Raw genomic sequence first — 1,238 nt, forward strand, 5'->3', positions numbered from 1 at the left:
TGTCGACTTCCCCAAATTAAGACTGCATAATTTTACAAAATTCTCATCAAATTAACCTAAACCTAAACACCCTAACACGCCTGTTTGTCGCTTTCAAAATCGGATAGGGCAGCATATTCTGTTGGTGGCATATTGCCGAGGCTGTCGTGCGGTCTGTGATTGTTGTAATCGTCCATCCATTGCCAGGTAACTTCCCTCACTTCGTCCAGGGTGTCAAACAGGTAGCAGTCCAGTACGTTATCACGGTAAGTACCGTTCAATCTTTCCACAAAACCGTTCTGCGTGGGCTTTCCGGGCTGGATATATAAAAACTCGATGCCGTTGACCATACTCCATTCCGTTAAAAGCTGGGATATGAACTCCGGGCCGTTGTCCATCCTGATTTTCCCAGGCTTACCCCTACGTTTAATCAGATGGTTCAGCACCCAGACCACACGCGAACTGCGCAGGGAATAATCCACTTCGATATGCAGTGCTTCCCTGTTGAAATCGTCCATCACGTTGAAAGAACGGAACCTGCGGCCATTGCTCAGTGCGTCGCTCATAAAGTCCACCGACCAGGTATCATTGGGCAACATGGGCTTGATCAGGGGCTGCTTTACCCTTTGCGGCAACCTCCGCTTTGCTTTCCTCCTGATGTTCAGTCCAATGAGCTTGTATACCCGGTGGACCCGTTTGTGGTTCCAGCAATGGCCTTCCCGGCGCAATCTCCTGAACGCTTTCCAGAAACCCTCACGCGGAAAATCTTCCGCCTTCTTTCTTAAAGCGGACTCCACCTGGCTATCATCGCGTGTACTGACATAATAGTAACACGTCTTGCTCAATCCCAACACCCGGCACGCCCTGCTGATGCCTTTCCCTGACTCCATCAATTCCTGGGCAATCTGTTTCTTCTGGCAGGGCTTCAAAGCTTTTTTGCGATCACCTCCTTGGCCGCCTCTAAGTCCAGGGCAAGCTCCGCGTACATCCGCTTAAGCTTGCGGTTCTCCTCTTCCAGTTCCTTCACCCGCTTTAGCTCGCTGCCGTCAAGGCCACCGTATCGCTGTCGCCATTTGTAAAAGGAGGCAGGACTGACACCATGTTCGCGAGTGATTTCCTGAACGCTTTTCCCTCCCTCGAACTCTTTAAGGATCTTACTGATCTGCTCCGGTCTGAATCGTTTACCTTTCATAATATACTGTTAAAGTTATCAATCATTTTTCTATTCTCTAACAGTCTTTTTTTCAGGGGAGCTTACA

At 49.2% G+C, this 1,238-nt stretch carries 1 protein-coding gene; it reads right to left on the reverse strand.

Annotated features, from left to right (window positions below; genetic code table 11):
- Window positions 1-71 precede the first annotated feature (71 nt).
- Window positions 72-1,171 (reverse strand): IS3 family transposase gene (locus tag JHJ32_RS22530; RefSeq protein WP_233632818.1). Its coding sequence is split into 2 segments (ribosomal slippage): window positions 72-919 and window positions 919-1,171, totalling 1,101 coding nucleotides; the frame shifts between segments, so codons are not numbered across the junction.
- Between the last annotated feature and the right edge of the window lie 67 nt (window positions 1,172-1,238).

It is taken from the genome of Parapedobacter sp. ISTM3, from assembly GCF_016533505.1.
Taxonomy (GTDB): domain Bacteria; phylum Bacteroidota; class Bacteroidia; order Sphingobacteriales; family Sphingobacteriaceae; genus Parapedobacter; species Parapedobacter luteus.